17 protein-coding genes are annotated in these 17480 nt (G+C 60.9%); 14 read left to right on the top strand and 3 right to left on the bottom strand.

What is annotated here, in order from left to right:
- Positions 1-55 precede the first annotated feature (55 nt).
- A complete protein-coding gene (locus GJE22_RS08450; RefSeq protein ID WP_144688767.1) occupies positions 56-442 on the top strand; it encodes a DUF1648 domain-containing protein in 387 nt (128 codons plus the stop codon).
- Between the two features lie 531 nt (positions 443-973).
- Here GJE22_RS08450 and GJE22_RS08445 read toward each other — a convergent pair.
- On the bottom strand, positions 974-1795 hold the full coding sequence (locus GJE22_RS08445) for a hypothetical protein (protein WP_144688766.1): 822 nt from the start codon (positions 1793-1795) through the stop codon (positions 974-976).
- A gap of 109 nt (positions 1796-1904) precedes the next feature.
- Between GJE22_RS08445 and GJE22_RS08440 the strand changes: the two genes are divergently transcribed.
- On the top strand, positions 1905-2114 hold the full coding sequence (locus GJE22_RS08440) for a helix-turn-helix domain-containing protein (protein ID WP_235895866.1): 210 nt from the start codon (positions 1905-1907) through the stop codon (positions 2112-2114).
- A 441-nt stretch (positions 2115-2555) separates the two neighbouring features.
- Here the strand turns inward: GJE22_RS08440 and GJE22_RS08435 are convergent, their stop codons facing one another.
- A complete protein-coding gene (locus GJE22_RS08435; protein ID WP_144688764.1) occupies positions 2556-3584 on the bottom strand; it encodes an asparaginase in 1029 nt (342 codons plus the stop codon).
- A gap of 228 nt (positions 3585-3812) precedes the next feature.
- On the opposite strand from GJE22_RS08435, the gene GJE22_RS08430 reads away from it, so the two are divergent.
- From GJE22_RS08430 to GJE22_RS08380, 12 genes are all read left to right on the top strand, one after another.
- Positions 3813-4772, top strand: a complete 960-nt coding sequence (locus GJE22_RS08430; RefSeq protein WP_019128962.1) for a phosphate/phosphite/phosphonate ABC transporter substrate-binding protein — start codon at positions 3813-3815, stop codon at positions 4770-4772.
- A gap of 207 nt (positions 4773-4979) precedes the next feature.
- Positions 4980-5750 (top strand): phosphonate ABC transporter ATP-binding protein, encoded by a 771-nt coding sequence (gene phnC / locus GJE22_RS08425; RefSeq protein WP_019128963.1) that lies wholly within the window; start codon positions 4980-4982, stop codon positions 5748-5750.
- Positions 5750-6529: a phosphonate ABC transporter, permease protein PhnE gene (gene phnE / locus GJE22_RS08420; protein WP_019128964.1), complete on the top strand. Its 780-nt coding sequence runs from the start codon at positions 5750-5752 to the stop codon at positions 6527-6529. Before phnC ends, phnE (GJE22_RS08420) begins: the two co-directional genes overlap by 1 nt.
- Positions 6526-7335 (top strand): phosphonate ABC transporter, permease protein PhnE, encoded by an 810-nt coding sequence (phnE, locus tag GJE22_RS08415; RefSeq protein WP_019128965.1) that lies wholly within the window; start codon positions 6526-6528, stop codon positions 7333-7335. The genes phnE (GJE22_RS08420) and phnE (GJE22_RS08415) overlap by 4 nt, the downstream gene beginning before the upstream one ends.
- A 245-nt stretch (positions 7336-7580) precedes the next feature.
- Positions 7581-8522 (top strand): metallophosphoesterase family protein, encoded by a 942-nt coding sequence (locus tag GJE22_RS08410; protein ID WP_144688763.1) that lies wholly within the window; start codon positions 7581-7583, stop codon positions 8520-8522.
- Positions 8523-8624: 102 nt separating this feature from the next.
- Positions 8625-9347 (top strand): phosphatase, encoded by a 723-nt coding sequence (locus GJE22_RS08405; protein WP_144688762.1) that lies wholly within the window; start codon positions 8625-8627, stop codon positions 9345-9347.
- 131 nt (positions 9348-9478) lie between these two features.
- Positions 9479-11089 (top strand): glutamine-hydrolyzing GMP synthase, encoded by a 1611-nt coding sequence (guaA, locus tag GJE22_RS08400; RefSeq protein ID WP_235895865.1) that lies wholly within the window; start codon positions 9479-9481, stop codon positions 11087-11089.
- A 148-nt stretch (positions 11090-11237) separates the two neighbouring features.
- The gene (locus tag GJE22_RS08395; RefSeq protein ID WP_235895864.1) at positions 11238-12032 is read left to right on the top strand and encodes an ATP-binding protein; all 795 of its coding nucleotides are present in this window, start codon (positions 11238-11240) and stop codon (positions 12030-12032) included.
- Between the two features lie 50 nt (positions 12033-12082).
- Positions 12083-12268, top strand: a complete 186-nt coding sequence (locus tag GJE22_RS09930) for a hypothetical protein (protein WP_144688761.1) — start codon at positions 12083-12085, stop codon at positions 12266-12268.
- A complete protein-coding gene (locus GJE22_RS08390) occupies positions 12258-13352 on the top strand; it encodes a hypothetical protein (RefSeq protein ID WP_144688760.1) in 1095 nt (364 codons plus the stop codon). Before GJE22_RS09930 ends, GJE22_RS08390 begins: the two co-directional genes overlap by 11 nt.
- Positions 13353-13676: 324 nt before the next feature.
- Complete coding sequence (locus GJE22_RS10320) at positions 13677-13757, top strand: AlbA family DNA-binding domain-containing protein (protein WP_407923531.1); 81 nt, start codon at positions 13677-13679, stop codon at positions 13755-13757.
- A gap of 331 nt (positions 13758-14088) precedes the next feature.
- Positions 14089-15240: an IS256 family transposase gene (locus GJE22_RS08380; protein ID WP_144688759.1), complete on the top strand. Its 1152-nt coding sequence runs from the start codon at positions 14089-14091 to the stop codon at positions 15238-15240.
- Between the two features lie 143 nt (positions 15241-15383).
- On the opposite strand, the gene GJE22_RS08375 is transcribed toward GJE22_RS08380, so the two are convergent.
- Positions 15384-17474, bottom strand: a complete 2091-nt coding sequence (locus GJE22_RS08375) for a DUF4357 domain-containing protein (protein ID WP_144688758.1) — start codon at positions 17472-17474, stop codon at positions 15384-15386.
- Positions 17475-17480 lie beyond the last annotated feature (6 nt).

Genomic DNA, 17480 nt, shown 5'->3' with positions numbered 1-17480 from the left:
GCATGCGCGGCGGTTGCTGCCGCGGGGTTATCAAGAGATAGATAGGCGGTAATACATGTTTCGCTTCGGTCGCACGAACGGCTACCTCACCATCGTCCTCATCCTGCTCGCGGTGCTTCCGCTCATAGAGGCCTTCTTCGTGATTCCGCAGCTTCCGGATTCGGTGGCAATGGCGTTCGGCGCGGGTGGCGAGCCCACGCGCTACGCTAGCCGGTACGAGCTCTTTCTCGCTCCGGGAATCTGCCTGCTTCTGGGGGTTGGCATGATTCTTACCGCGCGCCGTCAGGCGGGCGTCTCGATCCGCGACTCCCGAGTTGCGACGGAGCTCACCTATCGTCGCTCGATTCGCAGCGGGCTCGTCATGACGGGGCTGCTGAACGTCTGCAACATCTACCTGCTCGCTGCGGCGTTCTTTGAGCGGGGATTCAGCCTCGCCCTCTAGAAAAACGCTGCTTGTCGGACGCCGGAGGCATCCGAACCGTTGATATTTCAGTTTTTGGGCACTTCCCCGTGTGCACGGCGAATATAGGCGAGCAGGGCGGAAGGAAAGGAGCAGCTCAGGCGGCCGGTATCCTCCCAGCCGTGGCTCGGATACCCGGGCCCCTCGCGGCGAAGTGCCCAAAAGTTGCAATCACGTTCGCCCCCGAAGGTGTCAGCAGCGGTTCCCTGGGGTAACACTGACCTGGAGACCCCGGGGCAGGTGCATGGGGTTTCTCGGATTCGGCCCGATCGCGCCTTCGTCTGGGCGGCTGAGATGACGTGTGGGATTGGCATTCGCTATGGATCGCCGCATCCCTTGCCTGGGCGGCTGAGGTCATGAAAACTGATGAAACCGCAGGTGGAGATGCGGGCGGATTTCCCGTTGCCTAATGTGCGACGGGAAAATCGGGTTTTCGGGAGGGGTTGGCGCCGCGCCGTCCAAGACCGGGCCTTCGTAGCAACGCAGCTCGGCGCCCGTCATGCTGGAAAAGAGTTACGTGCGGCGCTCGGCGGCATCTAACGGACGGAAGGGAACGATGCCGCCGTAATCGCTTTCATTTGAAAAAAGGTTGCGACAGAGGTGGGCGAGCGCTTGGGCGAGCCCTCCCTTCCGGCGTGCGGGAAAGGTGAAGTCTGCTGCGGCGCGGCAGGCGCTTCCCGCTCCTTCCAGCGCATAAGCGGTGCCTGCCTCAGAGAGAAGGGGCAGGTCGTATGGGGTGGCGGCTATCACGATAGCGTCTTGCAACCGGCTGCCGCTTGCGAGTGAAGCCTGCGCCAGCTTTGTTGTGGCGTCGGCTTGCGCGAGCACGGCGGGGTTTTCGTAGGCGTCGAGCAGTATGACGCGCGGGGAGGGAAGATCCGCTTGCGAAAAGGCCCGCACCACCTCATGCGCGGAGTAAGAGCTTGCCGCTGCTAGCAGTATGTGGGGCGCGGCGAGCGCGCGGGGCTTCTCGCGCGTCGCCTTCGCCATGCGGAGGAGGTCCGATAACGCCTGGGCCTCGGGGACGGTAAGAAGGGGTCCGCCGGATGCCGGGTCATCGATGTCGAGTACGAGCAGATGGTGCGTGCCGTTCGCGGTAGACGCGGCATTCTTGAGGTCGAGTATGTGCGAGGCTGGGTCCTTGTCGTGTGAGGCTCGGCTCGAACTGCAGGGGGCGCGGCTCGCGCTGCGGGGGTCAGGGCCTGCGGCGCGAAGGGCGTGGCCTGTCCCGCGGGAAGCGCGGCTCGCGCTGCGCAAAGCGAGGCCTACGTCGCGCGAGATTGCGGGCTCTCGGCGGCTTTCGCTTCGCATGTTCTCGTGCCGAGCGCTCTGCATCTTGTGGCAACGACCCTCCTCTTCATAACTAGCGAGCCTTGTGAAACGTAAACTATAGTTTACGTTACCTGCCGGACGATTCTGCACACTCTGCGATATGAGCGAACCTTTGGGACAGATCGTTGGTAGTAACGTGAGCCGCCTGCGCGAGGAGCAGGGGCTTGGTAAAACCGCTTTCTGCCTGATGGCAGGCATAAGCCGGCCGTATCTCAATCAGATCGAGAGCGGCACGGCGAATATCACGCTAAAAGAATTGCAACGCCTCGCGGATAGCCTGGATGTGGCACCAGAACTGTTGTTGGCGGAACCGAGGGATTGAAGCCGGCGCACCGCCCATCCTCGCCGCTCCTTGATGTAGCGGCGTGGCCATTTCGTTTTCTTTCGTTTTCGGGCAACATTCGGACACCGCCAACGTTCTCGGGCGATATTTCGCCATTTTCGAGGCTAAGAATGAACGAATCTCGCCCGAAGACGCGCGAGATGTCCAGAAACCGCCCGAGAACGAGATGGGTGTCCGAACCTCACCCGAGAATGTGGCGGTGTCCAGAAACCGTCCGTGAGCGAGATGCGTGTCCGAGCCTCGCCCGAAGACGCGCGAGATGTCCAGAAGCCGCCCGAAGACGCGCGCGGCGTCTGGTTGGTGAACGGCTTCCGCCGCAGTAGAGCTTGGGCGCCCAGTCTTTCGGCGCACCGACGCCCCGGCATCCCACGCGGCGGCACGGCGGCGCCCAAGTATGAAGGCGTGCACCAGGGGCTTGCGCTACATCTGCCGATCGTGGTTGATGGGATGGTAAAAGAGCTGCTCGATGTCGAGTGGGTCGCGGGTCTGGCCGAGCGCCCACATCATCTTGGCAACGATCGCCTCGGTCGACATGTCGCCGCCGCGCAGAATGCCTGGATGCTCCGCATAGGCGCGTCCCACTTCGTACACGCCGAGGTCGAGCCCCTCTTCCGGCACCTGTGTCGTGAGCACGACGCTCCGCCCGGAGTCTACCCAGTCGAAGATAGCCTCCTTGAACGAGGGGCCGCTGGTTCCGTAGTCCGGTATGCCGCCAAGCCCATAGATCTCGAGGATAAGGGCATCGTAATCGGCCTTAAGCGCTCGGAAGAGGTGCGGGCTCAGGCCCGGAGTGAGCTTGAGCACGGCGACGCGGTCGTCGAGCGTGCGGAAGACCGGGGGAAGCGGAGCCTCGGCCAGGGCCGCATCTACCCCGGGGGTTGCCCCAGCCGCGCCTGCGCGTACGATGCGGTCGTTGCGGATGTAGGCGAGCGGTGGGAAGTTCACGCTGGTAAAGGCATTCGAGCTCATGGTTCGCTGCTTACGGGCGCGCGTTCCGGCAATGGCGATGCCGCCGAACACGATCGTTACGTCGCACGACGCGTCGTCGAGCGCATAGAGCAAGCTCTGGTAGAGGTTGAGCTTCGCATCGGTAAACGAGCTCGTCATGGGGCGCTGCGAGCCGGTGAGCACGATGGGTTTCGCGCTTCCTTGGATGAGGTACGAGAGCGCAGCGGCGGTATAGGCCATGGTGTCGGTCCCGTGTAGGATGAGGAATCCGTCGAATGCGGCGTAGCGCTCTTCGATGGCGCCCGCGATGCGGAGCCAGTCCGCGGGGCGCATGTTGGTGCTGTCGATATTCATGAGCTGCAAAATTTCGAGCTCGCACAGGCCCTCGACCTCGGGCACGCATGCGGCGAGCTCGGCACCGGTGAGGGCGGGGGAGAGGCCGTGTCCGTCTTCGGCGGAGGCGATGGTGCCTCCGGTGGCGATGAGAAGGATTCGTTTCATTGGCTCGAACCTGCTTTCCTGTGGCCGTTTTCCTACAAGCGTACCCGTTTCTCGCGCCCCGCACGGAAACCCCCCATAGTTCCCATTGAAGGCAGCTAGGCGAATTATTCGGCAAACGGATGTAATCCTTCGGTCAGGGGTCGGCATTCTGCGCTCTGCGGGCGCTCGGGTGATGGTATCGTGAGTATCGTGTCTTATGAAGTCCTGGTGTTATGGAAGGCAGGAATCATGTCCAAGTTCGAAATGCTCAACACCGCCGTGAGCCGTCGCAGCGTTCTCACCGGCGCCCTTGCGCTCGGTTCCGTTGCCGCGCTCTCTGGCTGCGGCGGCAACGGCGACGGCGGCAGCAGCGCTGCGGCCGAGATTACCTCGCTCGAGGTCCAGTTCGTGCCTACCAACAACGACGGCAGCCTTGAGGCAAAGGCCAAACCCTTCGCCGATTACCTTACCGAAAAGCTCGGCGTCGAGACCAACGTGACCCTTGCGACCGACTACACCACCATCGTCGAGGCCATGGCCTCCGGCCAGGTGCAGCTCGGCATCATGCCGCCGGCCGCCTACGTCATGGCGCGCAACCAGGGCTGCGCGGAAGCCCTGCTCACCTCCGAGCTCGGTGCCTATGACCGCGAGACCGGCCTTCCCATCGAGGGCGAGCTCACCGGCACCTTCAAGGGCGAGATCCTCGTGCGCTCTGATAGCGACATGCAGGAGCTCACCGACCTCAAGGGCAAGAAGATCGCCACGCTCTCCGCGAACTCCGCGTCCGGCTACATCTACCCCGTGGCCGAGCTCAAGGACGCCGGCGTCGATCCTGTGACCGAGTGCACGCTCACCACGGTGAACGACATCCCGTCCGAGATCACCGCCGTGCTCAACGGCCAGCAGGACGCCTGCTTCGTGTTCGAGGGCGCGCGCAACGTCTTCGCGAACAGCTTCCCCGATAACGACCTGTTCGCCGACCTCCGCGTGCTCTACCTCACCGAGGGCGATATCCCCAACGACGCCATCGCCGTCCAGCCCGATATGGACCAGGACATGAAGGATAAGATCAAGGAGACCTTCCTCAATATGGCGAATGACGAGGAGGGCGCCGAGGCCATGTCCATGTGGAGCCACCTGGGCTACACCGAGGTCGACGAGTCTGCCTACGACACCATCGAGGAGTACACGGAGAAGGCCTCCGCGTAGCGCAGCCGCGCCCGCGCTTCCGGTTTGCAAGGCGTGCCCGGCCGGGAGTTCGCTCCCAGCCGGGCGCTTTTCTATCGGTTGCGGGCACGCTCTGCGTTGACGGGCCCGGCCGGATCGCCTCCATGAGTCGATGCGGAGCGGCCCAGCGGTTGTAACGCGCGCCGACCCGCGTGCTTGCGCGCATTCCATGCCATGAAGAGGGGAACTATGATCGAATTCAAAGACGTGTCCAAGGTGTACGGCAACGGTACGCGCGGCCTGGACCATATCCAGCTGACGATCGGCGACGGTGAGTTCGTCTCCATCATCGGCCTTTCCGGTGCGGGCAAGTCGACGCTTCTGCGCTCCATCAACCGCCTGAATGACGTGACGGAGGGCGAGGTCGTCGTCGACGGCACCTCCATCACGCGCGCCGACAAGCGCGAGCTCCGGCGCATTCGCCGTCGGATCGGCATGATTTCGCAGAGCTTCAACTTGGTGAAGCGCTCGACGGTGCAGAAGAACGTGCTCTCCGGACGCTTGGGCTACTACTCCACTTTCAAGAGCATCTTCGGGCTCTTTACCGAAGAGGACTACAAAAACACCGAGAAGGCGCTCGCTACCGTTGGCCTCCTCGACAAGCTGCACTCGCGCTCGGATGAGCTCTCCGGCGGCCAGCAGCAGCGCGTTTCCATCGCCCGCGCGCTCGTGCAACGAGCCGACATCATCCTCGCCGACGAGCCGGTGGCCTCGCTCGACCCGGTAACTACGCAGACCGTTCTTAAGGACCTGGAGCGCATCAACAAGGAGGAGGGCAAGACCGTCGTGGTGAACATCCACTCGGTCGAGCTCGCCCGCCAGTTCTCTACCCGCATCATCGCGCTGCGTGCCGGGCGCCTCGTGTTCGACGGCACGCCCGACGAGCTCACCGAGGAGCGCCTCGCCGAGATTTACGACAAGGACGCTGCCGAGCGCGAGGCGAAGGGGGCGGCCGCCTGATGAAGATCTCCGAGACCGTACATTTCGACTGGTACAAGAACCTGTTCGTGGTGCTGGTACTCGTCGCGTGCGTTGTCGCGAGCGCAACGGTGACCGATGCAGACTTTGCTGAGGTCATCCAGGGCGGTCCGCAGGTCACCGCATTCCTCGAGCGCTTCATGCAGCCGGACTTCTCCTACATCCCCACGCTCATCGACCCGATGATCCGCACCATCAAGATGTCTGTCCTGGGCACGGTGATCGGCTTTGCGGTCGCGGTGCCGCTGGCGTTTCTCGCCACGACCGTGGTGACGCGCAACCAGGTGGTCACGGCCATCTTCCGCTTCATTCTCGATGTCGTTCGCACCATTCCCAACCTGTTGCTTGCCGCGCTCACCGTGGCGATCGTGGGAATCGGCGAGTTCTCCGGTGTGATTACCATCGCCGTCTTCACGCTCGGCGTGGTCTCGCAGCTCATCTTCGAGACCATCGAGACAGTGGACGAGGGCCCCATCGAGGCTGCGGAAGCCGTGGGCGCCACGCGCGTGCAGATTGCGTTCTGGTCGATTGCTCCCCAGGTCATGAGCCAGCTCGCGAGCTATCTGTTCTACGCGTTCGAGATTAACGTGCGCGCTTCGACGGTGCTGGGTTATGTGGGCGCCGGCGGTATCGGCGTTATCTTGAACTCGTCGCTCGGACTGCTGCGCTACGACCGTGTGTCGGTGATCATTCTCATGATCTTCGTCGTGGTGGCCGTGGTTGACTTTCTGAGCGAAGCGGTGAGAAGGAGGCTCGCATGAGTGAGACGACTGCGCCCGCGCGCCGCGGGCTGTTTGCATCCGAGCGCGCGCGTACCATCGCGATCTCGGTCGTGGTGGTGGCCGTGGTGGCATGGTCTGCAATCGGGCTCGACTATTCCGGGCTCGCGACCTTCAACCCCTCGCTCGCACTCGAGGCGCTGCGCGGGCTGCTCAGCCCTGATTGGGGGTACGTCTACGACGGCTCCGGCGAGGACCTGATCAGCCTTCTTTTGCTCACCATAGGCATCGCGTTTCTGGGCACGGCGATCGCGACGGTGCTCGCCATCCCCTTTGCGCTCGTGAGCTCGCGCACCCTTTGGCACAACCCCGTGGTGCCGCGTGTGGGCAAGTTCGTGTGCAATGTGCTGCGCGCGTTCCCCGAGCTTGTGTATGCCATCATCTTCGTGCGCGTGGTGGGGCCCGGCCCGTTTGCCGGCGCGCTTGCCATCGGCGTGCATCAGATCGGCATGCTCGGCAAGCTCTTTACCGAGCAGATCGAGGCTATGGACGAGGCGCCCGTTGAGGCCGTGCGCGCGGTGGGCGGCAACTTCTGGCAGTCGCTTTTCTACGCGCGCCTGCCGCAGCTCATGCCCATCTTCTCGTCGCTTTCGCTCAACCACTTTGAGATCGCGGTCCGTTCTGCGTCCACGCTTGGCCTGGTAGGCGCCGGCGGCATCGGCGCGCCCCTCATCTTTGCCATTCAGGCGCGCAACTGGGCAACGGTGAGCATCATCCTCATCGGCGTGGTGGTGGCCGTGTTCGCGATCGACCTTTTGGGCGGAGCCATCCGCAAGCGCTTGCGCTAGAGAACCGTTGATACTTGGTCCCGGCGGTGCCCTCACGTTCGCGTTTGCAACTTTTGGGCACTTTCGGGCGCCACGGGCAAGCATAAGAAGGTTACCAGCAGAAGAAAGCGCAGCTCAGGGGGTCGGCGACCTCTGGGTTGTTGCGGTTCTACCCGAGGTTCGCGCGGGCAAGTGCCCAAAAATTGCAATTGCGTCCGGCTCTGGTGGATACATCAGCGTTTTTCTAGGGTATAGCGAGGTGGTTCATGCGCGTTTTGCATCTGTCGGACATTCATTATTCGCTTGGGTCGAAGGGTGCTCGCAGGGGGGCGGACGGCTGCGGGGATAACGCGCATGGGGCGGTTGCCGAGGTGGGCGACCGCCCGCTCTCGTTGCCCGCGGCGGAGTTCTATCCCGCTATGGTTGACCGCTTGGGCGACGTGCTTTCCGCATTCGAGGTGTGCCTGCGCGAGGGCCTGGCCGCGGATAACGCGGGTGAGCGCGTTGGCGCCATCGTGCTGACGGGCGACTTCGTGGAGCGCGGGGGCGAGGCAGCGTACCGTGCGGTGGGCGAGGCCGTTCAGCGCGCATGCCGAGAGGTCTTGGGTGCCGTGGTGCCTTGCATCGTGACGCCGGGCAACCACGACGACCGCGCGGCGCTGCGCGCGGGGTGGCCCGGGGCGCTTCCCGGTTTGGGTGGCGAGCCGCTGCTCTATGCACAAGAAGTTGCGGGCGTGCGTCTCATCTCGTTCGATACGAGCGAGCCGGGGCATGCGGACGGCTATGTTGATGCTGAGCGCCTGGCGTGGCTTCGCGGGGAGCTCGAGATGGCGGCGTCGCGGGGGCAGATGTCCCTCGTTTGCACGCACCATCATATGGACCCGAGCCAGTCCGATATGCCGGCATTGCCCGGTGCGGTGGAGCTCCTCGAGCTGCTCAGGCGCCCGGGTGTCGCGGTGCTCAACGGGCACACGCACCATCAGGCACACCGTGTCTACGAGGGGGTGGAGTACCATACCGCCGATGCCACCTCGTTTCAGGCAGATCCGTGCGACGTACACCCGGCGGGCGGGGAGCCCGTGCGCGCGGTGCGCTTCCGGCGACTGAGCGGATACAACGTGTACGATGTGCGGGATCGCCGCATCGTTCGTGCCTGCGCGGTGACGTATGATGGTGGCGAGGTGCTCGGCGACATGCTGCTCGGGTAGTGCGGGCGCCGCGTTCCGGGTGCCTGTGCGGCAGCCTCGGTCCGAGCGCTTCGCTTGGCCGCGCTTCATGGTGCGCCGCCATCGTTTAGTAAAGGAGTTTCCATGCAGCTCGTTGTCGATTCCCATACCCATACGCTTGCAAGCCCCGACGGCTTTTCTACCGTGGACGAGATGGCCGCTGCCGCCGCGCGCGCGGGGCTCGAAGGCTTGGCCATCACCGATCACGCGCCTGAGCTCATCAACTGGACGCCCATGCTTCATTTCATGGGGTACGGCAAGTTGCCGCGCGAGCTCTCGGGCGTGCGCATGTTCTACGGCGTGGAGCTCAACATCATGGATTTCGACGGCCGCGTCGATATGCCCGAAGACATCCTGGCTCGCCAGCACGTGGTGATCGCGAGCTTCCATACGATGTGCACCAAGGCGGGTACCTGCGAGGAGAATACCCGTGCGTACCTGCGCGCCATGGAGAACCCGTACGTGAACATCATCGGGCACCCGGACGACGGGTTCATTCCCATTGATTTCGAGCGGTTCGTGCGGGCGGCCAAAGAGAACCATGTGCTCATCGAGGTCAATAACTCCTCGGTGCGCACCGTTCCGTATCGCCTGAACACGGCGGAGAACATCCGTGAGATTCTTCGCCTCTGCATGCGGTACGAGACTCCCGTGGTCGTGGGCACCGATGCGCACCACACGAGCGGTGTGGGGCAGTTTGGGGAGGCGCTGGCCGCTCTTGAAGACACGGGGTTCCCGGAGGAGCTTGTGGCCAATACCTCGCTCAAGAAGTACGAGCGGATGCTGGCGGAATCGCGGCGAGCGTAGGGGCCTTTTCTGGAACGGTCGTATGCCGCCTTGGGGCGGCTCAGGCAACGTGTATGATGGATGGGTATGCGAAAGGCGCGCATGATGGCGCGTACGGGCGGGTGCCCGACCTCTGCGAGAAAGGACAGCCTGTGGCTCAGAACGGGTTCGACCAATCCAATCAGAAGGTGTTGGTGTTCGATTTCGGTGCGCAGTACGGGCAGCTCATCGCTCGACGCGTGCGCGACCTGCATGTGTATTCGGAAATCGTGCCGTGCGACATCTCCGCGGCGGAGGTTGCCCAAATGGCACCCTCGGCCATCATCCTTTCCGGCGGCCCCGCAAGCGTGTATGCTGAAGACGCCCCTTCCATCGATGCTGGTATCTTTGAGCTGGGTGTTCCGGTGCTGGGCTTCTGCTATGGCCACCAGATCATGGCGGTGACGCTCGGCGGCGAGGTCGCTCATTCAGAGGTGGGCGAATACGGGCCGGCGACGCTTGCCTGCGATAACGATTCTGCGCTCTTCAAAGGCACGCCCATGGAGCAGACCGTGTGGATGAGCCATCGCGACGCAGTGAGCCGCGTTCCGGAGGGTTTCGTCGTGACGGGCAGGACCGATGTGTGCCCCGTGGCGGCGATGGAGTGCCCCGAGAGGAAGCTCTATTCCACGCAGTTCCACCCCGAGGTGCGCCATACGGAGCATGGCCAGCGGATTCTCAAGAACTTCCTGTTCGGTGTCTGCGGTTTGGTTGAGGACTGGACCATGGACAATCTGGTCGAGCAGAAGGTGGCCGAGATTCGCGAGCAGGTGGGCGAGGATCGCGTGATCCTGGCGCTTTCCGGCGGCGTGGACTCCTCCGTGGTGGCGGCGCTCGGTGCGCGCGCCATCGGCAAGCAGATGACCTGCGTGTTCGTGAACCATGGTCTTTTGCGTAAGGGCGAGCCCGAGCAGGTTGAGGAGGTCTTCACCAAGCAGTTCGACGTGGACTTTATCCATGTGCATGCCGAGGACCGCTATGCTGAGCTCTTGGCCGGCGTGACCGACCCCGAGCAGAAGCGCCGCATCATCGGCACGCAGTTCTGGAATGAGTTCTTTGCCGTGGCGAAGCAGCTCGAGGAGGACGGGCGCCCGGTGAAGTACCTGGCACAGGGTACCATCTATCCTGACATCATCGAGAGCGGCGCGCGCAAGACGGGCGGCAAGGCGTCGACCATCAAGAGCCACCACAACCTGATTCCGTTCCCTGAGGGCGTGCATTTCGACCTGATCGAGCCCTTGGACCACTTCTTCAAGGACGAGGTGCGCGAGCTGGGGTTGGCGCTTGGCCTGCCGGAGCACATCGTGTACCGTCAGCCCTTCCCGGGCCCGGGCCTGGCGATTCGCATCATCGGTGCCGTGGATCCCGAGAAGCTCAGCATCCTGAAGGACGCCGACGCGATCGTGCGCGAGGAGCTCGACGCGTATAACCAGCGTCTGTTCGAGGAGACCGGCGAGCGCAACAGCGAGCACAGCTGCTGGCAGTACTTCTGCGTGCTGCCGGACATCCGGTCGGTTGGTGTGATGGGCGACGAGCGTACCTACGCGCGGCCTGTGATCCTGCGCGCCGTGGAGTCAAGCGACGCCATGACCGCGGACTGGGCGAAGCTGCCGTACGACGTTCTGGCGAGGATTTCCGGTCGCATCGTGGCGGAGGTGCCGGGCGTGAACCGTGTCGCGTATGACATCACGAGCAAGCCTCCCGCGACGATCGAGTGGGAATAGAAAATTCGGCAGTTATGGGGGTATAAATCGTCAACTCTGCTAGAAATACCCCGATAAATACCATATTTGTTATACCGGCCCCAGTCGAAAGATTGGAGCCGGTATTCGTTTGTAGGTGCAGACGCTCAGCTTCAGGGGGTACCGCGAGATGAAGCGCTTCCTCGGGCAATCGGTCGACCCCAACCCTGTGGCTGAGCTCGACCGCTACATCCTCGAGGGCGGCTTTCCCAAGGCGCTCGGCCACCCCAAGATGGCGGACAAGCGCTCCTACGTGGGCTCCGTCATCAAGGAGATCTTCGAGAGGGACATTCGCCGCCGCGTGAAGGTGAAGAACGTCTCGGTCTTCAACCAGGTGCGCGACTACGTCATCAACAACTTTGGCGCGACGACCTCGCTCACGAACACCCTCTCCGACCTTGAGCGGCAGGGCGTCCGCATCAAGCGCGAGACGCTCAACCGCTACCTCCAGATACTCGAGGACGCCAAGATCATCAGCAAGTGCGCGCGCTTCGACATGAAGTCGCGCAAGTCGCTCAAAGGCGAGCAGAAGTACTACCTCGCCAACCTGAGCTTCTACTTCGCGCTCAACACGGACAACCGCATCAACTACGGGCCGGTGCTGGAGAACATCGTCTACTGCTACGCGAGGAGCCTGGGATACGAGGTGAGCGTGGGGCGCATCGGCAAGCTCGAGTGCGACTTCGTCATGCGCTCGCCAGAGATGGAATATGCCTACGTGCAGGTGGCGATGACCATCATGAACGACCGGAAGACCGAGGACCGCGAGTACCGACCGCTCGAGCAGATAAGGGACAACTGGCCCAAGTTCGTCATCACACGCGAAGACCCCATCCAGCACCGCGGCGGCATCGTGCACGAGAACGTGACGGAGCTGATCGGGGAGGGGCGGACGTTCGGGCTGGCGTGGGTAAGCTTAACCTAAGATGTTAGTTGCCGAATCAGCGGAATCTCGTCATGAAGGATGGAAGAAAGATGGATTGGAATGTTATTTTCGATGGCGTTGGTTCGCAGATTATTGGAGTGCTCGTCAGCGCTTTGGTCACATCGGCGATAAGCATTCCCATCAGCTATAACGCTGGAAAAAGATCCGTAACCCAGAAACAGAAGGCGGGCAATAACGCCGTTCAGACTCAGGTCGGTGTATCAAATGAGCGGTAAGGCGATTCAAAAGGCCGGCGCTAATTCAAATCAGGTACAGGCGGATACCGTAAATCAGTACTTCGGAATTAGCGAGAATAGGGTTTCGGAGATAGTCGACGAACGCTGCTCTCAAGCGCTTGCGAACTGTGTTCTTGAGTCTCGAATTGTCGCCGAACAGAGGATTAGCGAATTCAAAACGGAGATAATCGGATTGTTTGCTCACAAGCCCGATTTGGTCAATGCATTAGCGGAGCCTTCCTGTGTTGATTCCTTTGAGCGGGCTGCTCGTGTGGCTACCAGATCATCCGAATATAAGGATAAAGAGCTGCTTTCTGAATTGCTTGGCCGTCGATTTGAGGAGCCGCACAATCGTCATGTGGCGGCAGGAATTAATAGAGCCATTGAAATCGTTGACTTAATCACGGATGAGGAGCTGAATGGATTAACCGTTTATTTTGCGGCTAGCCAGTACGGTCCTACATCAGGAATAGTCGATGAGGGGCTTACCGTGCTCGATTGTTTATACGGAAAGCTTCCAATACATGAACTTCCAAATGGGGGAGCGTGGATTGACAATCTTGACATTCACGATGCTTTGCGAGTCTCGCCATTCGGCAGTTTATTAAAGCTTGCCGACTATTATTCCAAAGCTATCTGTGGTTATATTGTCTGGGGTTTGGAAAAAGATTCAGAGCAGTTTGAAAAGGCCATTCACTCACTTTCTGAAGCTAATATTCCTATAGACGTCTTACTCGACCATGAGTTACATGATGGTTACGTAAGGCTCAGAGTTCCCAACCGCGATGCCATCGACAAAATCATCATTACCGAGCAAGGGAACGGTTTTTCAAATAGTGCACCTCTGAATCCTGAACAAATCTCTGTTCTCGATACATTGTTTGATCAGATGAGCATTGCGGGACACGAACAGGAAATGAAGGCCACACTCGAACGGAAGCTCAAAAACTATCCAAATATATTAACGGTGCAGGACTGGTGGAACGGCATTCCGTCGGCGCTTAGACTTACCGTTGTTGGTAAGGCCCTCGCCAATGCCAACGCAAGAAGGATTGACCCCACGTTGCCCGATTTGGAGATTTGACTATCAGATAGCCCAGTTAATAAAAGCTTTCATTCGGAGGTAGCCAAACATCAAAATGCAAAGGATATTAGTCGTGCTCATGATACTAATGTAGGCAGCCACGGTTAATTGGGCAGCATTTAGGGGTTCATTTTTCGTATTTTGAGCGACTACGGGACGAGCGTCTAAGCAACATCTATTCTGGACAATACTAATATAAATGACCAGAATAGAACGGAGCACCTATGAGCGACGCGCTTGACAGATACATCCAAGTAGGCGAAGGCATGAGTATCGAGTTCAAGCGTTGCGGGGTCTCAGCCGGGCCAAGACACGTTTGAGACTATCTGCTCGTTCGCCAACCGGCAGGGAGGCAGCATCCTTCTCGGCGTGCGGGACGACGGTGCGGTCGAAGGAGTGCCCTAGGCCTCCGCGCTTTCCATCGAGCGGGACATATCCAACGTCACGAGCAATCCGAACCTGTTCAACGCGACGCCGCTGGTTGAGTTCGAACGGCTGCGAGACGTTGATGACAAGCTCGTCATACGGGCCTGGGTCCCCATGGGACCGTCTCTCTATACGTTCAAGGGGGTCGTGTACGACCGCGTGGCAGACGCCGACGTGCGCGTGAAAAGCGGGGTAACGTACAATTTCTTGCGCACTTTGACAGCGGAATAGCGTCCAGATAGAGAGGAGGGCACGGCCCGCCCCGGTATGATTCGAGTTGCCTAGACAAGAAACATGCTGGAGGTAGACCATGCCCGATCCCATTGTATCTTTGAACGAGGAATCCCTGAGGGCCGATCTCGGCGAGCTCGTCAGGAGGACCGTCGAGGACACCCTGAACGGCCTCCTCGAGGAGGAGGCCGGAGACCTGGTCGGCGCCGAGCGCTACGAGCGGACCGCCGAGAGGGAGGCGTACCGCGCCGGCCACTACGAGCGGAAGCTCGCGACGACGTCAGGAGAGGTCACCATCCGCATGCCCAAGCTCAAGGGCATGCGCTTCACCACGGCGATCATCGAGCGCTACCGCAGGCGGGAGACCAGCGTCGAGGAGGCCATGATCGAGATGTGCCTCGCCGGGGTCTCCACCAGGCGCATCGAGGACGTGAGCGAGATTCTCTGCGGTTCGAGCGTCTCGGCCGCCACCGTCTCGAACCTGAACGAGAAGGCGTTCGAGCGATGGCGCAACCGCCCCCTCGAGCGCGCCTACCCCTACGTCTACATCGACGGGATCTACCTGAAGAGAAGCTGGGGCGGCTCCTACGAGAACGTGGCGGTGATGGTGGCCATAGGCGTCAACGACGACGGCTACCGCGAGGTCATAGGCGCCGCCGAGGGGTTCACCGAGTCGGCCGGGTGCTGGCGGGAGTTCCTCTCGTGGCTCAGGTCGCGCGGGCTGCGCGGGGTGCGCATGTTCACGGGGGACAAGGCGGCCGGCATGGTCGGCTCGATTGCCGAGGTGTTCCCGGAGGCCGCCTACCAGCGCTGCACGGTCCACTTCTACCGCAACGTGCTGGCCAGGGTGCCCAAGTCCAAGCGGCCGGGGGCCGCGGCAATGCTCAAGGCCGTCCACGCCATGGAGTCGCGCGAGGCCGCCGAGGCCAAGGCGATCGAGGTGGCCTCGGAGCTCCGGACGGCCAAGCTGAACGAGGCCGCCAAGGTCGTCATGGACGGCTACGCAGAGACCCTGGCGTACACCAGGTTCCCCCGCGAGCACTGGCGGAGGATCAGGACCGACAACGCCATCGAGCGGCTGAACCGCGAGATCCGCAGGCGAACTCGCGTGGTCGGGACGTTCCCCGATGGGAAAAGCGCCCTCATGCTCGTGACCGCGAGGCTGAAGTACGTCGCGGAGAGCGAGTGGGGCGCCCGCCGCTACCTGGACGTGACGCTGCTGGACGAGTAGACGCACCGGAAGGCGGGCCTATGGGGTTGTCGTAAAGTGCGAAAGAATCTTGACGGTACCTCGTAAGGCGGGCAGAGACGAACAATGCCCGCACCTTTACCGGTACGGGCATTGTCTTGGGGTGTCACAAGCTGGGGGTTTTGCTATTGCTCCTTGAGCTGTTTTCCGTCCTTTGTGCTCCAGGCCTCCTGGCCATTGGTCGGTCTCCCGATGATGACGTCTGCTGCCCTCGTAGGCGACTCGAATTCATGGTCCTTCTGGAAGACGCCGTCCACAATCGTGCCATTGGCGATGAGCTCTTCACGGTCTTCCGCGCTCCAGGGATGATGGGCTTCAAGCGAAGGCACTATGTGCCTTGAGATACGCGACCCGGCCTGTATCGTAAATCCGCCGCTGCTCAGATAGCCTGATGGGTCAGACTCGTTGCCCGTGCAGAAATACAGGACCGTTTCGCTATTGTCGGGTTCAACAACGACTGGCACATCGGGAATATCAACATGCCAGACTATCGTGGCGTATCCGAGAAGCAAATCAGCGCGTTCAGAGATCAAATCCTCATTCCACACGTCAGAAGCAAGAGGCTCTACCATTGACGGCAACCCGCCAGCACAGAGCGTTAGGCCCTTGGTCCTCTTGGTACCTGCCTTCTTAGACTTCCAGGCGGAATCGCTGATGGAGCCATTGAGCTTTTGGGGAATCACGGCAAGGTTACCGAGGGTGAGCAGCGTCCTGTCGCGCTGCTCCTCAGCCTCTTTGTTTCCGAGGCGACCCCAATGGTTGCGCCACTTCTTGGGCATGAGGTGCTCAAGGCTGTAGGGCTTGAACCCGAGCATGGTGGTACTTGACCCCTCCGGCCACATTGCCGTCTCGAGCAGGTAGAGGATGCCTCTGGCCTGCAACGAGGTAAGGCGGTGCTCCTCGTGGAAACTTGCCTTCAAAGCATCGTCGTCGGGATAGGCGGTCGTGACATCTTCCTTCGCGGCCAGTTTACCGACAAGCTTGTCGGGCGTGTCGATGTCTTCCCGGATGAGCCCGTTGAAGAACCTGTTGTAGTTCTTCGTCGTCTCGCGGCAGACGATGCGTCGCATGATGAAGGATTCGAGGATGCCGAGCATCTTGCTAAATGTCTCTTCGTCGTTTGGCATGCAGCTTCTCAGGTAGAGGATGTACGGGATGAGCGTCGAATTCTGCAAACCGAAGATGACGACGTTGATCCTGTCGGTTCCGGGCTCCTTGCCCACGACGCTGTCACAGGCGTCGGGATTGAAGGTCGCCTTGAACCACGTGGCGAACGGCTTTATGGAATCGAGCACGTACTGCTTGCTCCGATAGTGCCTGATCTCGATGAAGTTGCGATACGACTGGAATAGTTTCTCTACCTTTTCGTATGCCTTCTTGTCGTCGGCGGTGACCTCTATCTCGCTGTCCTCGACGAGGATCTGGAGCAATGAGTCGAAGAAGATGTCGATAAGGGACCTCTTGAAGCGGCCGGTCGTTATCTCCTGGTCCCAGTAGGCACGCGTCTCTCCATCGGCCTCGAACACGGCCTCCCAGTTTGCCTTGTAGAGGTCGATATCCTCGCTGCTGAAGAAGTAGTTCTTGAGCAGTTCGGCGGTGGTGAGGCGCACGCCGAGGGAGTTGATGGTGTCGAAGATCTGCTGCTCGTCCTCGCCGTCGTCCACGGTGATCATGACGAAGGCCATGAGCTCGGTCATCTCGCTCAGATCCATCAGCTCGGCGGTCTCCTCGTCGATGCTCTCCTTGAAGTAGTTGTATGCACCGATCACGCCGGTCTCACCTTCGATGTCCTCGAGCTCGGTGAGGGCAAGTATCCTCTCGAAAGCAGGCCTGTCTTTGTGGTTGTGCCGCATCGACGGAGCGACGAAGTCCTTCTTCTTGTTCTTGGTGATGAAGAAGTTCTCGAAGGTGTCGATGTCATCGTTGAGGATGGCGATGACACGCATCATCACGAGGAGCGTCGTGAGTCGTTGCTGACCGTCAACCACTACGAACTTGCCTGCGAAGCCCTCCTCGTTGGCGCCCTTGACCGTCGTGTCTTTGAGGATGACTGAGCCGAGGAAGTACTCCTCATCACGCTCGCACATCCCCTTGAGGTCTTCGAGGATGCGCTCCCATTCGGTCTTTCCCCATACGTATGCGCGTTGATAGAAAGGAATCTCCAACAGCTTGTTTCGCGGGAAGATGTCGCCAATTTGCTTCTTGTATGCCTGCATGATGCA

The sequence above is a fragment of the Enorma shizhengliae genome, from assembly GCF_009676995.1.
In the GTDB taxonomy this organism is placed as follows: Bacteria; Actinomycetota; Coriobacteriia; order Coriobacteriales; family Coriobacteriaceae; genus Enorma; species Enorma massiliensis.
The sequence above is the reverse complement of the archived record's forward strand: the minus strand, read 5'-3'. Positions and strand labels throughout refer to the sequence as shown.